Origin of the sequence: Paracoccus aestuarii, assembly GCF_028553885.1 — a bacterium.
Taxonomy (GTDB): Bacteria; Pseudomonadota; Alphaproteobacteria; order Rhodobacterales; family Rhodobacteraceae; genus Paracoccus; species Paracoccus aestuarii.
In genome coordinates, this window is the sequence record NZ_CP067169.1 from 2,641,763 (window position 1) to 2,657,719 (window position 15,957).

The 15,957-nt window shown below is 69.9% G+C and carries 19 protein-coding genes; 14 read left to right on the plus strand and 5 right to left on the minus strand.

Annotated features, from left to right (window positions below):
• Nucleotides 1–114: 114 nt before the first annotated feature.
• The 6 genes from hslO to JHW48_RS13405 all read left to right on the plus strand — a co-directional run bounded on the left by hslO (nucleotide 115) and on the right by JHW48_RS13405 (nucleotide 6,528).
• Nucleotides 115–1,146, plus strand: coding sequence for an Hsp33 family molecular chaperone HslO (gene hslO / locus JHW48_RS13380; RefSeq protein ID WP_119885211.1), 1,032 nt, complete (start codon nucleotides 115–117; stop codon nucleotides 1,144–1,146).
• Nucleotides 1,143–1,730 (plus strand): NUDIX hydrolase, encoded by a 588-nt coding sequence (locus JHW48_RS13385; protein WP_119885212.1) that lies wholly within the window; start codon nucleotides 1,143–1,145, stop codon nucleotides 1,728–1,730. Before hslO ends, JHW48_RS13385 begins: the two co-directional genes overlap by 4 nt.
• Nucleotides 1,727–2,884: a CCA tRNA nucleotidyltransferase gene (locus JHW48_RS13390; protein WP_119885213.1), complete on the plus strand. Its 1,158-nt coding sequence runs from the start codon at nucleotides 1,727–1,729 to the stop codon at nucleotides 2,882–2,884. Before JHW48_RS13385 ends, JHW48_RS13390 begins: the two co-directional genes overlap by 4 nt.
• On the plus strand, nucleotides 2,881–4,725 hold the full coding sequence (locus JHW48_RS13395; protein ID WP_119885214.1) for an ABC transporter ATP-binding protein: 1,845 nt from the start codon (nucleotides 2,881–2,883) through the stop codon (nucleotides 4,723–4,725). The genes JHW48_RS13390 and JHW48_RS13395 overlap by 4 nt, the downstream gene beginning before the upstream one ends.
• Nucleotides 4,722–5,942, plus strand: a complete 1,221-nt coding sequence (locus tag JHW48_RS13400) for a class I SAM-dependent RNA methyltransferase (RefSeq protein ID WP_119885215.1) — start codon at nucleotides 4,722–4,724, stop codon at nucleotides 5,940–5,942. Before JHW48_RS13395 ends, JHW48_RS13400 begins: the two co-directional genes overlap by 4 nt.
• A gap of 64 nt (nucleotides 5,943–6,006) precedes the next feature.
• Nucleotides 6,007–6,528 carry a L,D-transpeptidase family protein gene (locus JHW48_RS13405; protein ID WP_119885216.1) on the plus strand — a complete coding sequence of 174 codons (522 nt, stop codon included), beginning with the start codon at nucleotides 6,007–6,009 and terminating at the stop codon, nucleotides 6,526–6,528.
• A gap of 52 nt (nucleotides 6,529–6,580) precedes the next feature.
• On the opposite strand, the gene dalA is transcribed toward JHW48_RS13405, so the two are convergent.
• Nucleotides 6,581–7,096: a divisome-associated lipoprotein DalA gene (gene dalA / locus JHW48_RS13410; protein WP_272835630.1), complete on the minus strand. Its 516-nt coding sequence runs from the start codon at nucleotides 7,094–7,096 to the stop codon at nucleotides 6,581–6,583.
• 250 nt (nucleotides 7,097–7,346) lie between these two features.
• Between dalA and JHW48_RS13415 the strand changes: the two genes are divergently transcribed.
• Complete coding sequence (locus tag JHW48_RS13415) at nucleotides 7,347–7,952, plus strand: L,D-transpeptidase (protein WP_119885217.1); 606 nt, start codon at nucleotides 7,347–7,349, stop codon at nucleotides 7,950–7,952.
• Nucleotides 7,953–8,005: 53 nt separating this feature from the next.
• On the opposite strand, the gene JHW48_RS13420 is transcribed toward JHW48_RS13415, so the two are convergent.
• The 3 genes from JHW48_RS13420 to JHW48_RS13430 all read right to left on the minus strand — a co-directional run bounded on the left by JHW48_RS13420 (nucleotide 8,006) and on the right by JHW48_RS13430 (nucleotide 10,493).
• Nucleotides 8,006–8,560, minus strand: coding sequence for a hypothetical protein (locus tag JHW48_RS13420; protein ID WP_119885218.1), 555 nt, complete (start codon nucleotides 8,558–8,560; stop codon nucleotides 8,006–8,008).
• Nucleotides 8,561–8,625: 65 nt separating this feature from the next.
• Nucleotides 8,626–9,663 (minus strand): ferrochelatase, encoded by a 1,038-nt coding sequence (gene hemH / locus JHW48_RS13425; RefSeq protein WP_119885219.1) that lies wholly within the window; start codon nucleotides 9,661–9,663, stop codon nucleotides 8,626–8,628.
• The gene (locus JHW48_RS13430; protein ID WP_119885220.1) at nucleotides 9,660–10,493 is read right to left on the minus strand and encodes a methyltransferase domain-containing protein; all 834 of its coding nucleotides are present in this window, start codon (nucleotides 10,491–10,493) and stop codon (nucleotides 9,660–9,662) included. Before JHW48_RS13430 ends, hemH begins: the two co-directional genes overlap by 4 nt.
• 31 nt (nucleotides 10,494–10,524) lie before the next feature.
• Between JHW48_RS13430 and JHW48_RS13435 the strand changes: the two genes are divergently transcribed.
• From JHW48_RS13435 to JHW48_RS13450, 4 genes are read left to right on the plus strand one after another with little or no spacing between them, the layout of a single operon-like run.
• Complete coding sequence (locus tag JHW48_RS13435) at nucleotides 10,525–11,259, plus strand: double zinc ribbon domain-containing protein (RefSeq protein ID WP_119885221.1); 735 nt, start codon at nucleotides 10,525–10,527, stop codon at nucleotides 11,257–11,259.
• A gap of 31 nt (nucleotides 11,260–11,290) precedes the next feature.
• Nucleotides 11,291–11,551 carry a glutaredoxin 3 gene (gene grxC, locus JHW48_RS13440; protein WP_119885222.1) on the plus strand — a complete coding sequence of 87 codons (261 nt, stop codon included), beginning with the start codon at nucleotides 11,291–11,293 and terminating at the stop codon, nucleotides 11,549–11,551.
• 14 nt (nucleotides 11,552–11,565) lie between these two features.
• Nucleotides 11,566–12,435 (plus strand): carbon-nitrogen hydrolase family protein, encoded by an 870-nt coding sequence (locus JHW48_RS13445; protein ID WP_119885243.1) that lies wholly within the window; start codon nucleotides 11,566–11,568, stop codon nucleotides 12,433–12,435.
• Between the two features lie 25 nt (nucleotides 12,436–12,460).
• Nucleotides 12,461–12,919: a MarR family winged helix-turn-helix transcriptional regulator gene (locus JHW48_RS13450; protein ID WP_170152227.1), complete on the plus strand. Its 459-nt coding sequence runs from the start codon at nucleotides 12,461–12,463 to the stop codon at nucleotides 12,917–12,919.
• Between the two features lie 3 nt (nucleotides 12,920–12,922).
• On the opposite strand, the gene ubiG is transcribed toward JHW48_RS13450, so the two are convergent.
• Nucleotides 12,923–13,651, minus strand: a complete 729-nt coding sequence (gene ubiG / locus JHW48_RS13455) for a bifunctional 2-polyprenyl-6-hydroxyphenol methylase/3-demethylubiquinol 3-O-methyltransferase UbiG (RefSeq protein ID WP_119885224.1) — start codon at nucleotides 13,649–13,651, stop codon at nucleotides 12,923–12,925.
• 47 nt (nucleotides 13,652–13,698) lie between these two features.
• On the opposite strand from ubiG, the gene pip reads away from it, so the two are divergent.
• From pip to rimP, 3 genes are all read left to right on the plus strand, one after another.
• Nucleotides 13,699–14,691: a prolyl aminopeptidase gene (pip, locus tag JHW48_RS13460; protein ID WP_119885225.1), complete on the plus strand. Its 993-nt coding sequence runs from the start codon at nucleotides 13,699–13,701 to the stop codon at nucleotides 14,689–14,691.
• Nucleotides 14,688–15,152, plus strand: a complete 465-nt coding sequence (gene tspO, locus JHW48_RS13465) for a tryptophan-rich sensory protein TspO (protein WP_119885226.1) — start codon at nucleotides 14,688–14,690, stop codon at nucleotides 15,150–15,152. The genes pip and tspO overlap by 4 nt, the downstream gene beginning before the upstream one ends.
• Before the next feature lie 128 nt (nucleotides 15,153–15,280).
• Nucleotides 15,281–15,955 carry a ribosome maturation factor RimP gene (rimP, locus tag JHW48_RS13470; protein ID WP_119885227.1) on the plus strand — a complete coding sequence of 225 codons (675 nt, stop codon included), beginning with the start codon at nucleotides 15,281–15,283 and terminating at the stop codon, nucleotides 15,953–15,955.
• Nucleotides 15,956–15,957: the final 2 nt, after the last annotated feature.

Sequence of the window (15,957 nt, forward strand, 5' to 3'; positions counted from 1 at the left end):
GGCGGGCGCGGGAAGCCATGCGGGCGCCCCCCCCTTGGGATTGCCGCAAAATGTCCTATATTGGCCCCAACCTGGCCCACAGCTGCGGTGCCGCCTGCCCCTCAAGGATAGATAATGAACAAAGTCAACCAGATAGCCTGGGACGATACGGTCCTGCCCTTTCAACTGGACCGCAGCGCCATCCGCGGCCGCGTCGTGCGGCTGGACGGTGTTCTGGACCATATCCTGACGCGCCATGACTATCCTCCCGCCGTCAGCGCCATGGTGGCCGAGATCGCGCTGCTGACCGCGCTGATCGGCCCGACCGTCAAGCTGCGCTGGAAGCTGAGCCTGCAGGTCCGCGGCACCGGCGCGATCCGCACCCTGGCCGCCGACTATTTCGCCCCCGAGGCCGATGGCAGCCCGGCCCGCATCCGGGCATGGGCCAGCTTCGACGCCGATCGCCTGGACGGGCGCGCCCCCTTCGAGCAGATCGGCGAGGGGTATTTCGCCGTGCTGATCGACCAAGGCCCGGGATCCACCCCCTATCAGGGCATCACCCCCTTGGCGGGCGGCTCGCTCTCGGCCTGCGCGCAGACCTATTTCGCGCAATCCGAACAGCTGCCGACGCGGTTCCACCTCGCCTCGGGCCAGTCGCGCATGACCGGCCAGCCCGCCCAGTGGCGCGCCGGCGGCGTCATGCTGCAGACCCTGCCCGCCCAACCCGCCGACCCGGTCGGCGGCGGCACCGGCGAGGGTGGGCTGATCGAGGCCGCCGACATCCTGCAGGGCGCGGAATCCGAGGATTGGAACCGCGCCAACATCCTTCTGGATACGGTCGAGACGCTGGAGCTGATCGGCCCCTCGGTCGGGCCGACCGACCTGCTGCTGCGCCTGTTCCACGAGGAGACGCCCCGCGTCTTCGACGCCCATCGGGTGGAATTCGGCTGCTCGTGCAGTTCGGACCGGGTGCGCGGCACGCTGGCCATCTATTCGGCCAAGGATATCGGGCATATGACCACGGATGCGGGCATCGTCACCGCCGATTGCCAGTTCTGCGGCGCGCATTACGAATTCGACCCCGCGAGCCTGGGATTCGAGGCGACGGTGGATGCCGACGGCAACCCCCTGCCCGAGGGGCCGGATGCCGACAAGGCGGCCGGGTGATCTGGTCCGAGGCGCATCTGACCCGTGCGCTGCGCGCGGCGCCGGGGCCCAGTTCGGATTACGACCTGAACCCCGACGTGACCCCGCCGGGCACGGCCCTGCGCCCGGCGGGCGTGCTGGCGGCCTTTCACGCGGATGACGGGCGGCTGGTCCTGACCAAGCGCGCCTCGGGGCTGCGCCATCATCCGGGCCAGATCGCCCTGCCCGGCGGCAAGGTCGATCCCGGCGATGCCGATGCCGTGGCCTGCGCCCTGCGCGAGGCCCGCGAGGAGATCGGCCTGCCCTCCGACCATCTGCGCGTGCTGGGCACCCTGCCCCCGCACCGCACCGTCACCGGGTTTTCCGTGACACCCGTCCTGGCGGTGATCGACCGATCCTTCACCCCCGTCCCCGAGGCGGGCGAGGTCGACGAGGTCTTCGCCCTGCCCTTCGCCCATGTCGCCGACCCGGCCCGATACCGGATCGAGCGGCGGCGCTGGCGCGGCGGCTGGCGCAGCTATCACGCGGCGCCCTTCGGGCCCTATTACCTCTGGGGGGCGACGGCGCGGATCCTGCTGGGCCTGGCCCGGGGGCTGGCGCGATGACGCGGCTGCCGGGGCATATCCTGGCCGATCCGGCGCTCGGCCGGGTGCTCGACGCGTTGGAGCGTCAGGGCGACCGCGCCTTTCTGGTCGGCGGAGCGGTGCGCAACGCCCTGCTGGACCGGGCGGTGGACGATATCGACATCGCCACGGACGCGACCCCCGACCGGGTGATCGCCCTGGCCCGCGCGGCGGGTCTGCGCGCCGTGCCCACCGGGATCGACCATGGCACCGTCACCTTGGTCTGCGAGGGCCGCGGCTTCGAGGTCACCACCTTTCGCCGCGATGTCGAGACCGATGGCCGCCACGCCGTCGTGGCCTTCACCCGCGACCTGGCCCAGGACGCGGCGCGGCGGGATTTCACCATCAACGCGCTCTATGCCGACCGGGCGGGGCAGGTGCTGGACCCGATGGGCGGGCTTGCGGATCTGCTTGACCGGCGGCTGCGCTTCGTGGGCGATCCCGATGCCCGCATCACCGAGGATTACCTGCGCATCCTGCGCTTCTTCCGCTTTCTGGCCTGCTATGGCCGCCATGCCGATCCCGCCGCGCTGGAGGCCTGCGGGCGTCATGCCGCGGGGCTGGCGCGCATCGCCCGCGAACGCATCGGGGCCGAGATGCGCAAGCTGCTGGCCGCGCCCGATCCCGGCCCCTCGGTCGCGCTGATGGCGCGGGCGGGGGTGCTGGACCAGGTTCTGCCGGGTGCCCGCCCCGACCGGCTGGCGGCCCTGCTGCGGGCCGAGGATGCGCCCGGCCCCTGGTTGCGGCGCCTGGCCGCGCTGGCCAGCGGCGATCCGACCGAAGCGCTGCGCCTGTCGCGCGCCGATGGCCGCGCGCTGGCCCGGCTGCGGGACGCCTTGGCCGCGGGCACCGATCCGGCCGAGGCGGCATGGCGCCACGGCGTGCCCGCGGGGCTGGATCTGGGCATGCTGATCCTGGCCCAGGGCCTGGCCCTGCCGCCCGACTGGCGCGACCGCGTGGCGCGGGCGGCGGATGCGCCGATGCCCGTCTCGGCCGCCGATCTGGCGCCGTTGCAGGGCGCCGATCTGGGCCGCGCGCTCAGGGCTGCGGAACGGGCCTGGATCGCATCGGGTTTCACCCTGCCCGCGCCCGCGCTGATCGACGCCGCGCATCTGGCCGCAAAGGACCCGACATGAGCCTGCACACCCGTTTCGGCCGCATGGTCGACGCCTTCCGCCCCGCCGAGGGCGCGCCGCCCCGCAGCCTGTGGTCCTTTTTCCGCTGGTGCCTGTCGGGGGCCTGGCCGGGCCTGGGCTTCGCGGCCTTCGCATCGGCCCTGGGCGGGGTGGCAGACGTGGTCTCGGCGCTGCTGCTGGGGATGGTGGTCGATGCCGTCGCCTCCAGCGCGCCGAGGACGTTCTGGGCGCAGAACTGGGGGCTGGTCGCGCTGTTCGCGGGGTTCTTCCTGATCCTGCGCCCGGCGATCTTCGGGCTGTCCACGGCCAGTTCCAACGTCATCATCGGGCCGAACATCCTGCCCTTGGTCCTGTCGCGCCTGCATCGCTGGACGATGGGCCATGCGGTGACCTTTTTCGACAACGACTTTGCCGGGCGGCTGGCGCAGAAACAGATGCAGACCGCCCGCGCCGTCACCGACGTCGCCTCCGAGATGGTGAACGTCGTGGCCTTCGCCCTGGCCTCGGTCATCGGCTCGGCGCTGTTTCTGCTGGCGGTGGACGGCTACAGCGCGCTGGCGCTGCTGGTCTGGATGGGGCTCTATCTGGCGCTGATCCGGTTCTTTCTGCCGCGCATCCGGGCCAAGTCCGGGGCGCGGGCCTCGGCGCGGGCGAATGTCACGGGCCAGGTCGTGGACACGATCACCAACATCAAGACCGTCAAGCTGTTCGCCCATGCCGATCACGAGGATCAGGCCGCCTTGGGCGCAATGGCGGGGTTTCGCGAGCGCGCGCTGGATTTCGGCGTCGTCTCGACCTGGTTCCGGCTGTCGCTGATGGTGATCGCGGGGATCCTGCCGGTGGTGCTGGTGGGGGGCGCGATCCTGCTGTGGCGCGAGGGGCTGGCCACGGTGGGCGATGTCGCGGCATCGGGCGCCATCGCCATGCGCCTGTCGCAGATGACGGGCTGGGTCAGCATGGCGCTGATGGGCATGTGGGGCAATATCGGCGAGGTCGAGGACGGCATGCGCACCCTGTCCCCGCCCCATGACCTGACCGACGCGCCCGGCGCGCGCAGCCTGGACCGCGTGGCGGGCCGGGTCACCTTCGACCGGGTGGATTTCGCCTATGGCCGCGACGAGGGCGGCATCCGCGATCTGTCGCTGGACATCGCGCCGGGCGAACGGATCGGCATCATCGGCGCCTCGGGGGCGGGGAAATCGACGATGGTGGCGCTGCTGCTGCGGCTCTATGATGTCGAACGCGGCGCGGTGCGCATCGACGGCCATGACCTGCGCCAGGTCACCCAGGAAAGCCTGCGCCGCCAGATCGCGATGGTCACCCAGGAAACCGCCATGTTCAACCGATCCGCCCGCGACAACATCCGCTATGGCCGCCCCGACGCGACCCAGGACCAGATCGTCGCCGCCGCCCGCGCGGCCGAGGCGCATGACTTCATCCTGACACTGCGCGACCATGCGGGGCGCACCGGCTATGACGCGCATCTGGGCGAACGCGGCGTCAAGCTGTCGGGCGGCCAGCGCCAGCGCATCGCCTTGGCCCGCGCCTTCCTGAAGGATTCCCCCATCCTGGTCCTGGACGAGGCGACCAGCGCCCTGGACAGCGAGGTCGAGGCCCAGGTCCAGCAGGCCCTGACCCGCGCCATGGCCGGCAAGACGGTCCTGGCCATCGCCCACCGCCTGTCCACCATCGCCGAACTGGACCGCATCATCGTGATCGAGGATGGCCGCATCGTCGAGGAGGGCAGCCATGACGCCCTGCTGGCCCGCGACGGCCGCTATGCCCGATACTGGAGCCGCCAGTCCGGCGGCTTTCTGGGCACCGAGGAGGCCGCCCAGTGACCTGGACCGTCGCGCGGCTGGACCGGGGCGGCAACGGCGTGGCCCATCGCGGCGCCGATCGCGCCCGCGCACCCCTGACCCTGCCCGGAGAGGTGATCGAGGGCGACGCCCAGGACGGCCGCATCGCGACCCCGCGGATCGTGACGCCCTCGGATCGCCGGGTGCGCCCGATCTGCGCGCATTTCCGGGCCTGCGGGGGCTGCGCCCTGATGCATGCGGATGCGGATTTCACTGCCGACTGGAAACGCGGCGTGGTCCAGGCCGCGCTGGAGGCCCAAGGCATCGCCGCGCCGGTGCCCTTGGTGCGGACCTCGCCCCTGCAATCGCGGCGCCGGGCGGTCCTGTCGGGGCGGCGCACCAAAAAAGGGGCGCTTCTGGGCTTTCACGCCCGCGGCTCGCAGGTGATCGTCGATCTGGTCGAATGCCAGGTGATGCGGCCCCAGATCACCGCCGCCCTGCCGCTGCTGCGCCGGATCGTGGTGGCGGGGGCGTCGCGCATGGGCGAGCTGTCGCTGGTGGTCATCCACGGCCCTGCCGGGCTGGACGTGGCCGTGCGCGGCGGCAAGCCGATGGATGCCGCGCTGTTCCAGACCTTGGCCGCCCTGGCCGAGGAGGGCGACCTGGCCCGGCTGGACTGGGACAGCCAAGCGATCACCCGGCGCAGCCCCGCCTTGCCGATGGGCCGCGCGATGGTCGTGCCGCCGCCCGGCGCCTTTCTGCAGGCCACCGCCGAGGGCGAGGCCGCGCTGCTGGCCGCCGTCCGCGACGCCACGCGGGGGGCGCGCCATGTCGCGGATCTCTTCAGCGGCTGCGGCACCTTCGCCCTGCCCTTGGCCGAGGACGCCGCGGTCCATGCGGTCGAAGGGCTGGCCGCGCCCCTGCAGGCCCTTGATTCGGCACGGCGCCGGACCCCCGGCCTGCAGCGCGTGACGACCGAGATCCGCGACCTGGCGCGCCGCCCCCTGCTGCCGGACGAGCTGTCGGCATTTGACGCGATCGTGATCGACCCGCCCCGCGCCGGGGCCGAGGCGCAGGCGCGTCACATCGCCGCATCGCGCGTGCAGCGCATCGCCTCGGTTTCCTGCGATCCGGTCAGTTTTGCCAAGGATGCGCGGATTCTGGCCGATTCCGGCTATGTGATTCGCGATCTGCAGGTGGTCGACCAGTTCCGGTTCTCGGCCCATGTGGAAATCGTCGCATCTTTAACCCTTGGCTAGGCAGGGCTGGCCCATCCGTGGTATTCCCGGATCACAAATAATGAAAAACGCTTCAGAGGCAGTGATGAGCAACACGACCCGTCGGACGTTCACGATCTCGATGCTGGCCCTGCTGGCCGCCTGTGGACGCCCCCAACAGGCAAGCAAGTTCCAGCGCTACAACGGTCCCCCGATCACCCAGGTCCATATCAACAAGGGCCAGCGCCGCATGCATCTGCTGAGCGGCCAGCAGGTCATCCGGTCCTATGATGTCAGCCTGGGCAACCAGCCCATCGGCCACAAGCAGTTCTCGGGCGACGGCAAGACGCCGGAAGGGGTCTATTTCATCGACCGCTTCAACCCGCGCAGCGCCTTCCATCTGTCGGTCGGGATCAACTATCCCAACGAGCAGGACCGCGCCTTCGCCGCCGCCCATGGCCGCGATCCGGGGGGCGACATCTTCATCCATGGCCGCGGGCCGCAGGGCAACTACCTGTTCCCGCAGGCGCGCGACTGGACGGCCGGCTGCATCGCCGTCACCGACCAGGAGATGGAGGAGATCTATGCCATGCTGCTGCCCCATACCCCGGTCGTGATCCGCGCCTGATCGCGTCCGCCATGACGGGCACGGCCCCGGCACCGCCGGGGCCTTTTTCATGTCAGCGGGCGGTCAGCAGCGTCCACCAGACCTTGCCCGACGGTTCGCGGAAGAAGGCGAAGCCCAACTGCGAGGCCGACGGGTCCATGATCACGTCGCGGGTGTCGCGGGTCGACATCCAGGCGGCCAGGGTCTCCATGTCGTTCTCGTAGGTCTCCGAGATGTTCTCGCCCACGATGGTGCCCATGAAACCCTGGCGGCGGGCGCGGTCCAGCGGCGAGGACCCGTCCGAGCCCCAGTGCCAGGCGCGGTTCTGGGCGGACATGTCGCGCGAATGGGCGGCGGCGGCGGCGTCCAGCTGGGGATTGGGCATCAGCGCGGGCGCGCCGATATTGGCGCGCAGGATGTTGACCTGCTGCAGCACGCGCGCGGAAATCGCCGCCGGATCATCGGCCGCGGGCGCCATCGCGGCGGCCGGATCGACCGGGGCCATCGCCGGAACCGGGGCAAGGTTGCGCGGCATGCACGCCCCCAGAACGACCAGCGAAACCATGGCAAGCACGTTGATATTCATCATTTTCCAGCCCATTCCCTCGCCTGCTTGCCCCAGTCCTAACCGTTGGGTCGGGCGGGTTCAAACCCAACTTGGCGTGATCGATGCAAACCGGCCACGGGTGGTGCCAAAACGCCCCGGAACGCCAGCGTGAATTGTCGCGAATCACATCGCGCGCTATCTTTTTCAGCGTGCCGGGCGCCTGCCCTGCCCGGCCCGATTTCCCCCGCAGACCGCCCCGCAAGAGCGGTGATCCGAACGAGGACCTGAGACGATGAGCACGTCATCCTTTCTCAACCGCCGGGCCTTCCTGGGCTCGGCTGCGGCGCTCGGCGCCGCCGGCCTGGCCCTGCCGTCATGGGCGCAGGAGATCGACCCCGCGACCGGCGCGCCCGTGGCCACCGGCCCCGCGCCCCAGCACAACATCTCCAGCTTTCGCGGCCAGGACTGGCGGCCGCATTTTCAGAACCTGACCAATGGCGCGGTGCTCTGCGACCTGACATCGCGCGCGGTGCATTTCTGGGGCGAGGACGGATCGACCTATCGGGTCTATCCCAGCTCGATCCCGGTCAGCGCCGATCTGGTCCGCACCGGCCGGACCGAGATCATCCGCAAGGTCGAGGGCCCCAGCTGGGCCCCCACCCCCGCCATGCGCGAACGCAACCCGGAATGGCCGGAATTCGTGCCCCCCGGGCCCGACAACCCGATGGGCACCCATGCGCTGTGGCTGACCTGGCAATATTACCGCATCCACGGCACGCATGACACGCGTAAGATCGGGCGGCGGTCCTCGAACGGCTGCATCGGCCTCTATAACGAACATATCGCCGAGCTGTTCAGCCTGACCAAGGTCGGCACCCAGGTCCTGGTCATGACCTGAAACGACGACAGCCGCCTCGTCGGGGGCGGCTGTCACCGGCAGTCATGCCGACATCAGTAACGGGTGCGCGACCGTTCCCGCGAGGGCAGCTCGCCTGCATGGTCCAGCGCGCCCGAGGGTGCCGTGCGGCGCTCCTTGTCGGCCAGATCGCCCTTGCCGGGATCGGCATTCGGGTCGTCGGGATGGATCGCGCCGCTGTCGTCATCGGCCTTGGCCGCGTCGGCCTCGGTCTTCATCTGCAGCGCCTTTTCGGACAGGGCCTTCTGGTCGCCGCCCTCGGCCTCGCCCCCGCCCTGACGCTTTTCGCGCTCGGCCGTGGCGCGGTCCAGTGCCGCCGACAGATAGTCCTGCTTGGTCAGCGTGCCCGCATTGCCCGCCGCCGGTGCGGCGCCCGAGGCATCCGCCTTGCCACGCGCCTCGCGGCCCTGACGGTCGCCGATGTCACGCGCGCGGTTGCGGCGGTCGCGCAGCAGCCCGACCAGGTCCGACAGCTCCCTGTCGGACAGGTCGCCCAAGGCGGGATGGCGGGCGCGGTCGGCCAGCTCCAACTCGTCCTTGCTGAGGGCGCGCTTTTCCTCGGCGCTGGCGGTCCTGCTGTCATCGGTCATCGGAATAACCCTCCTGTGTCATCTGTTGGATACCCAACCGATGCGACGGGTCCTGGTTCCCCGCCTCAGTCCCGGACCCAGCCTGCGATGTTCTCGCGCACGATGTTCATCATCACCTCGATATGGGCGGGATCGTCGTTCAGGCAGGGGATGTAGGTGAAGCCATGGCCGCCCGCCTCCTCGAAGGCCTCCTTGATCTCGCCGTTGATCTCCTCCAGCGTCTCGATGCAGTCGGACGAAAAGGCGGGCGAGATCACCGCGATGTCGGTATGGCCCTGACGCGCCAGCTCGGCCACATGTTCGACGGTATAGGGGCGCAGCCATTCCTCGCGGCCAAAGACCGACTGGAAGGTGGTGTCGATGATCCCCTCGGGCCAGCCCAGCTCCTCGCGCAGCAGGCGCGACGTCTTCTGGCACTGGCAGTGGTACGGGTCTCCCTGCATCAGGTATCGCTTGGGCATGCCGTGATAGCTGGCGACCAGCTTGGCGGGGACCGTGTCGCCCAAGGCACGGCGCACGCTGTCGGCCAGGGCCTTGATATAGTCGGGCCGGTCCACATAGGGGTCCACCGTGCGGACCGAGGGCTGCCAGGTCTGCTCCATCAGCGCGCGGAACAGCTGGTCATTGGCCGTGGCCGAGGTCGGCCCCGCATATTGCGGATAGAGCGGCAGGAACACGATCCGCCGGCAGCCCGCCTTGACCATCCGGTCCAGCACGTCATGGGTCGATGGGTTGCCGTAGCGCATGCAGAAATCGACCATCACCTGATCGCCCCATTCCTGATGGGCGCGTTCGGCCAGCATTTGGGTCTGGGACTTGGTGATCGTCATCAGCGGGCTTTCATTCGCCTCGTTGTTCCAGATCAGCTTGTAGTTCTTGCCCGAGCTGAAGGGCCGCGTGGTCAGGATGATCCCCTGCAGCAGCGGCTGCCATTTCCAGCGCGCGATGTCGATCACCCGGCGGTCGGACAGGAACTCGTTCAGATAGCGGCGCATCGACCAGTAATCATAGCCGTCCGGCGTGCCCAGATTGGCGATCAGGATGCCGGTCTTGGCGGGCTTGATCGCGGGATGGTCGGCGGGGGCATGGGTGGGTCGCATCATCTTTTCCTGATTTCGGTCAAGGCCTCGGCCAGCGATTTCTGGGCCGAGCCGGGACGCAGCGGCTTGGGGTGGCTGTCCGACGGGGCCCAGCCCGTCAGAAAGACCAGATCGAAACTGACGGCGACACGGGACGGATCGTCGCGGTCGGGGCTGTCCTGGGCCAAGAGCTGCGCCGCGCGGGCCAGCACCGCGCGCCGCAGGGGGCGGCGCTGGCGGGCAGCCATGGCATTGCCCTCGCCCATGGCGCGCAGGTCGCGGCCCAGATGCATCAGGTCGCGATAGCTGGCGCGCTGATGCAGCGCATCGGCCACCGGCAGGGCCAGCCCCGCGCGCTGCAGCAGCGCGCCCAGGTCGCGGATCTCGGCCATGGGCAGGATGCGGGGGGACAGACCGCCCGTTACCTCGGATTCAGCCAAGGCCAGGGCGGCGCGGGCCTCGGCCAGGGTCTGGTTGCCGAAGCAGACGCCCAGGAATAGCCCGTCGGGCCGCAGCGCGCGGCGGCACTGGATCAGCTGGCCCACCGGATCATCCGCCCAATGCAGCGACAAAGCGTGGATCACCAGGTCATGCGCACCGGGCTGCAGGTCCAGCACCGGATCGTCGGCGATCACGCGGGCCTGGGGGAAACGCGCCGCCCAGAGGTCGGGAAAACCCGTGACCAGGGCGGGATCCGTAAAGGTTCTGTTAACCTCGGTCAGCCTATCGTGGATCTCGTCGGCGGCGATCTGGTGGAACAGGTCCACCAGGCCCGACCGCAGGGCGCGGTCGCGCTGGCGGGCCAGGGCGGTCCGGTCGGTCAGCGCGGGACGGGGGGATGCGGTGTCGCTCATGGGGTTGGACCATAGGGTGCTTTCGGGGGCGATGAAAGCGGCGCTGAGCCTGCTTTACCCGCCGCAATGCCTGTCCTGCGGGGCGGGCGTGGCCCAGGGCGGCGCGGGGGCGGTGCATCTGTGCCCCGACTGCTGGCCCGATGCGGAATTCATCACCGGCGCCTGCTGCGACTGCTGCGGGGCGCCCCTGCCCGATGACGGCACCGGCAGCGACGAGGCCTTGGTCTGCGACGACTGCCTTGGGGCGATGCGCCCTTGGTCGCGGGGCCGCGCGGCGATGGTCTATGGCGGTACGGGGCGCAAGCTGATCCTGGCGCTGAAGCATGGCGACCGGCTGGACCTGGCACCGGCCCTGGCGGGATGGCTGGCCCGGGCCGCGCGCCCCCTGGCCTGCGAGGGGATGGTCGTGGCGCCCGTGCCGCTGCACCTGCGCCGGCTGGTGCGGCGGAAATACAACCAGTCGGCCCAGATCTCGGCCCGGCTGGCGCGCGATCTGGGGCTGGACCATTGCGCCGACTTGTTGCGGCGGTGCCGCCACACAGCGCCCCAGGACCGCCGCGGCGCGGCCGAGCGATTCGCCAACCAGCAGGGCGCCCTGGCCCTGCATCCGCGCCATGCAGCGATGATCCAGGGGCGGCCGGTCCTGCTGGTCGATGACGTGATGGCATCGGGGGCCACGATCACGGCGGCGGCGACGGCGCTTCTGGCGGCGGGATCGGGGCCCGTTTCGATGGCGGTGGTGGCACGGGCGGTCAAGGATCACTAGATAGGGCGCTGACCCCAAGACGTGAGGACCGATGACCGTTCAGATCTACACCACCCGCACCTGCCCCTTCTGCATCCGCGCCAAGGACCTTCTGGACCGCAAGGGCGTCAGCTATGACGAGATCGACGTCGGCGCCGACCCGTCCCTGCGCTCGCGCATGACGCAGCGCGCCGGAGGCAGCCGGACCGTGCCCCAGATCTTCGTGGGCCAGACCCATGTGGGGGGCTGCGACGACCTCTATGCGCTGGAACGGGCGGGAAAGCTGGACCCGCTGCTGAAGGGCGCCGCCTGATGGCGGGCGCGTCGCTGACGGCCGGGCTGGTTCAGCTGACCGTCGGCGACGACCCGCGGGCGAACCTGCCCGCGACCACCGCCCTGATCCGCGAGGCCGCGGGCCGGGGCGCCACCCTGATCCTGACGCCCGAGGCCACGAACATCCTGTCGCCCGACCGCGCCCATCAGGCCCGCATGCTGATGCGTCAGGACGACGATCCGACCCTGGCCGCCCTGCGTGCGCTGGCGGCGGAGCTGGGGATCTGGCTGCAGATCGGCTCGCTGGCCTTGGCGACCGGGGATGAGGATGGGCGATTCGCCAATCGCGGCTTCCTGATCGCCCCGGACGGCGCAATCGCGGCGCGATACGACAAGCTGCACATGTTCGACGTGGCGCTGGATCACGGCCAGACCTTTCGCGAAAGCGCCGCCTACCGCCCCGGCGACCGGGCGGTGCTGGCGCGGGCGGGGATGGTGCCCCTGGGCCTCAGCATCTGCTATGACCTGCGCTTTCCGGCGCTTTATCGGCGGCTGGCGCAGGCGGGGGCGCGGGTGCTGACCGTCCCCTCGGCCTTTCACCCCCAGACCGGCGCCGCCCATTGGGAGGTGCTGCTGCGCGCCCGCGCGATCGAGACGGGGTGCTTCGTGCTGGCCGCCGCGCAATGCGGCACCCATCCCGCCCCGCACAGCCCCGACCGCCCGCCCCGGCGCAGCCATGGCCACAGCCTGGCGGTGGACCCTTGGGGCCGGGTCCTGGCCGATGGCGGATCCGCGCCCGGCGTGGTCATTGTTTCCCTTGACCTTTCGGCGGTGGATGAGGCACGGTCCCGCATCCCCTCGCTGACCCATGACCGCCCCTTCCGGGGCCCGGAGACCGATGACCGACCGCGCGACATTTCCTGACGGCCCCGAGGCGGCACCGGACAGCATGGCCGGAGGCCGGTCGCCCGACCGCCTGGCCGCCAGCCTGTTCGCCGAGGTGCTGATCACCGAACAGCTGTCGCGCAACCTGATCCAGAAGGCCCTGCCCAAGGGGATGCAGATCTCGCATTTCTCGGTGCTGAACCTCTTGGCCCATGTGAACGAGGAACGCACCCCGGCCCAGCTGGCCGATGCCTTCCACGTCACCCGCGGCGCGATGACCAACACGCTGTCGCGGCTGGAATGGGCGGGGCATGTGCATATCCGCCCCGATTGGGACGATGCGCGGCGCAAGTTCGTGTCGATCAGCACGGCGGGGCGGGCGGCGCGCGATCAGGCCATATCGGCCTTCATGCCGCTGATCACCGGCGTGGTGCGCGACATCGGCGCCGACCGGGTGCGCGGCGCCCTGCCTGTCCTGCGCGAGCTGCGCCAGCGGCTGGAGGCCGACCCGCCCCGCGACTGAGGCTCAGTTCCGCGCCGTCATGATGTAGTTCACCGCCAGGTCCCGATCCGACAGCCGCCAGCTGCGCGCGATGGGGTTGAAGACCATGCCCTTGCGATCCGCCAGGATCAGGCCGGCGGCATGGACCTTGGCCGTCAGCTCGTCCGGGGTCAGGAAGCGGTTCCAGTCATGCGTGCCCCGCGGCAGCCAGCCCAGGACGTATTCCGCCCCGATGATCGCCGCGCCGAAGCTGCGGATGGTGCGGTTCAGCGTCGACAGGATCAACAGCCCCCCCGGGCGCAGCAGCGCCGCGCAGGTGGCCACGAAATCGGCCGGGTCGGCCACATGCTCGACGATCTCCAGCGCCAGGACCACGTCGAAGCCCTCGCCCGCCTCGACCAAGGCCTCGGCCGTGGTCGCGCGATAGTCGATCTCCAGCCCCAGCTGTTCGGCATGGGCGCGTGCGACGCCGATATTCACCTCGGTCGCATCCGCCCCGGTCACCTGCGCCCCGAGCCGCGCCATCGGTTCCGCGACCAGCCCGCCGCCGCAGCCGATATCCAGCACCCGCAGCCCCGCAAATGGGCGCAGCCCGCGCCGGTCGCGCCCGAATTCCACCGCGATCTGGTCGGCGATGTAGTCCAGCCGCAGCGGGTTCATCTGGTGCAGCGGGCGGAACTTGCCCGCAGGGTCCCACCATTCGGCGGCCATGGCCTCGAACTTGGCGATCTCGGATTGATCGATGCTGCGCATGGGCGGTCCTTCTGGCGGGCGGCGTCATCAGCACTTATAGTAAAGTCATGGACCGATTGGCAGGACAAATCACCGCGGCACATGGCCGCCTCCACCCGGCGGCCGAGCCCTTCGACCGCCACATGATCGACGTGGGTGACGGCCATGTCCTCTATGTCGAGGAATGCGGCAATCCGCGCGGGCGGCCCGTGCTGGTGCTGCATGGCGGGCCCGGCGGCGGGTGCAGCCCCTATATGCGGCGCTTCTTCGACCCCGACCATTACCGGGTGATCCTGTTCGATCAGCGCGGCTGCGGGCGGTCGCGCCCGACCGCGTCGGTCACCGCCAACACCACCCCGCATCTGATCGCCGATATCGAGACGATCCGCCGCCGCCTCGGGATCGACCGCTGGCTGCTCTTCGGGGGCAGCTGGGGGGCGACGCTGGCCCTGGCCTATGCCGAGGCCCATCCCGATCACGCGACCGGGCTGATCCTGCGCGGCGTCTTTCTGGGCACCCGGGCCGAACTGGACTGGTTCTATGGCGGCGGCGCGGCGCGGTTCTTTCCCGATCTGTGGGCGCGGTTCCAGGACCCCATCCCCGAAGCCGAGCGCCATGACATGATCGGCGCCTATCACGCGCGCCTTTTTGACGACGATCCCGGGCGGCAGGCACGCTATGCCCAGCCCTGGCTGATGTGGGAGAACGCGCTGGCGGGCCTGCAATCGGCCGCGGTCAGCCATGCGCCCCCCGATTACGCCCGCGCCTTCGCCAGGCTCGAGAATCACTATTTCAGCCATGGCTGCTTTCTGGACGAGGGCCAGCTGCTGCGCGACCGCCACCGCATCGCGCATCTGCCCGCGATCATCGTGCAGGGCCGCTATGACATGGTCTGCCCCCCGGCCAGCGCCCATGCCCTGGCGCAGGGCTGGCCGGGATGCGACCTGCGGCTGGTGCCCGCCTCGGGCCATGCGCTCTCCGAACCCCGCATCACCGCCGAACTGGTCGCGGTGATGGATTCGATCCGCGACGAGGATCGTGCCCGAAAGGCCCGCCGATGACCTTCGATCTGCTGATGATCTTTCTGCTGGCCAGCGCCGCCGCCGCGGCGACCGGCATCATCTTTCGCCCCGGCGCGTGGTATGACGCGCTGCGAAAGCCTGCCTTCACCCCGCCCAAATGGGCCTTTCCGGTCGCCTGGTCCGCGATCTACCTGCTGTCGGCGGTGGCGGCGGCGCGGGTGGCCACCCTGCCCGGCGCGGGCATGGCCTTGGCGCTGTGGTCGGCCCAGATCGCGCTGAACACGCTCTGGACGCCGGTCTTCTTCGGCGCGCGCCAGATCGCCCTGGGGATGGTCGTGATCCTGACGCTGCTGGTGACGGTCGCGTCGATGATCGTGGCCTTCTGGCAGCTGGACTGGCGGTCCGCGCTGCTGCTGCTGCCCTATCTGGCTTGGCTGGTGGTGGCCGCGGGGCTGAACTGGCGCATCTGGCGCGACAATCCCGGGGCGGCGGGCCGCTGATGGGCTTGCAATCGGGCGGGGTTGCGGCTATATCCCCGTCAACAGCGGTGCAGGCGTCCAAACCCTGCCCACCGGAACATCCGCATGGGGCCCGCTGACGGCCCCTTTTTCATGTCCGAAAGGATCCCATGTCCGACGATCTGCACGAACCCGGCCTTCCCGAACCCGGCACGCCGACCGCGGCCACGTCCACCAACGACCTGATCGCGAAGACCGCCATCGACCGCCGCCTGGCCGAGATCATCACCCCGGTGATCGAGGATCTGGGCTATGAGCTGGTGCGCATCCGCCTGCAGGGCGGCAAGACCGCGACGCTGCAGATCATGGCCGACCGGCCCGATGGCGGCATCAACGTGGACGATTGCGCCGACATCTCGACCGCGGTCAGCGCCACGCTGGATGTCGAGGATCCGATCACCGACAATTACCATCTGGAGGTCAGCAGCCCCGGCATCGACCGGCCGCTGACCCGGATCAAGGATTTCGTGACCTTCGAGGGCTACGAGGCCCGCATCGACTTGGGCCAGCCCATCGACGGGCGCAAGCGCTTCAAGGGCATCCTGGCCGGCGTCGAGGGCGAGGAGATCCTGATCAATATCGAGGACCAGGGTCAGACCCACACGATCGGCCTGCATTTCGACCTGCTGGCGGATGCGAAACTGGTCCTGACGGACGAGCTGATCCGCGAAATGCTGCGTCAGAAGAAGGAAGCCGGGGTCGAGATCGACAACCTGGACGAAACCGCCTTCGACGCGATCGAAACCGATGATGACGGCGCCACCGCCGCAGAACCCAAGGAGTGAGC

Bases quoted from the DNA above. Each gene is read 5' to 3' on its own strand.
- hslO (WP_119885211.1), top strand. From the start codon at position 115: ATGAACAAAGTCAACCAGATAGCCTGGGACGATACGGTCCTGCCCTTT.
- JHW48_RS13390 (WP_119885213.1), top strand. From the start codon at position 1,727: ATGACGCGGCTGCCGGGGCATATCCTGGCCGATCCGGCGCTCGGCCGG.
- JHW48_RS13395 (WP_119885214.1), top strand. From the start codon at position 2,881: ATGAGCCTGCACACCCGTTTCGGCCGCATGGTCGACGCCTTCCGCCCC.
- JHW48_RS13405 (WP_119885216.1), top strand. From the start codon at position 6,007: ATGAGCAACACGACCCGTCGGACGTTCACGATCTCGATGCTGGCCCTG.
- dalA (WP_272835630.1), bottom strand. From the start codon at position 7,096: ATGATGAATATCAACGTGCTTGCCATGGTTTCGCTGGTCGTTCTGGGG.
- JHW48_RS13415 (WP_119885217.1), top strand. From the start codon at position 7,347: ATGAGCACGTCATCCTTTCTCAACCGCCGGGCCTTCCTGGGCTCGGCT.
- JHW48_RS13420 (WP_119885218.1), bottom strand. From the start codon at position 8,560: ATGACCGATGACAGCAGGACCGCCAGCGCCGAGGAAAAGCGCGCCCTC.
- hemH (WP_119885219.1), bottom strand. From the start codon at position 9,663: ATGATGCGACCCACCCATGCCCCCGCCGACCATCCCGCGATCAAGCCC.
- JHW48_RS13430 (WP_119885220.1), bottom strand. From the start codon at position 10,493: ATGAGCGACACCGCATCCCCCCGTCCCGCGCTGACCGACCGGACCGCC.
- JHW48_RS13435 (WP_119885221.1), top strand. From the start codon at position 10,525: ATGAAAGCGGCGCTGAGCCTGCTTTACCCGCCGCAATGCCTGTCCTGC.
- grxC (WP_119885222.1), top strand. From the start codon at position 11,291: ATGACCGTTCAGATCTACACCACCCGCACCTGCCCCTTCTGCATCCGC.
- JHW48_RS13450 (WP_170152227.1), top strand. From the start codon at position 12,461: ATGGCCGGAGGCCGGTCGCCCGACCGCCTGGCCGCCAGCCTGTTCGCC.
- ubiG (WP_119885224.1), bottom strand. From the start codon at position 13,651: ATGCGCAGCATCGATCAATCCGAGATCGCCAAGTTCGAGGCCATGGCC.
- pip (WP_119885225.1), top strand. From the start codon at position 13,699: ATGGACCGATTGGCAGGACAAATCACCGCGGCACATGGCCGCCTCCAC.
- tspO (WP_119885226.1), top strand. From the start codon at position 14,688: ATGACCTTCGATCTGCTGATGATCTTTCTGCTGGCCAGCGCCGCCGCC.
- rimP (WP_119885227.1), top strand. From the start codon at position 15,281: ATGTCCGACGATCTGCACGAACCCGGCCTTCCCGAACCCGGCACGCCG.